The following is a 339-nucleotide window of genomic DNA, read 5'->3' as shown; positions in this document are numbered from 1 at the left end:
AAACAGATTGTTGGGCGATCCTGACCGTTCTCCAGCCAGTTTTTCACAATGTCGCCAACCAGTTTGGCTTCACTCATAACCTTGCTGAGCTGGCCTTCTTTGTAGTCGCTGCCATACCCAGCAACGTAAGACGTTTCCACTCCGGTGAGATCAGGATGTGAAGGTGCATAAAACTCGTATTTGCTAAGTGCGCCAATCGCGAACAGTTCCTTCATCGTTGTTGGCTTAATCAGGCGCTGATAGTAATTGCCCAGGAATTTGGCGAAAGGAGTACCGGAAAGACCGACCACCTTCGTTTTTGTGTTGCGGGTCAGGTTGTCGATAACCTCCAGCAACTTT

1 pseudogene is annotated in these 339 nt (G+C 49.0%); it reads right to left on the bottom strand.

The annotated features are described in order from the left end of the window. Nucleotides 1–339, bottom strand: a pseudogene (locus FDX22_RS00445) (ATP-dependent helicase); the annotation flags it as partial.

This window comes from Citrobacter sp. TBCS-14 (genome assembly GCF_005280805.1).
Lineage (GTDB): Bacteria > Pseudomonadota > Gammaproteobacteria > Enterobacterales > Enterobacteriaceae > Citrobacter > Citrobacter gillenii.
This window is presented reverse-complemented; position numbering and strand designations above follow the sequence as displayed.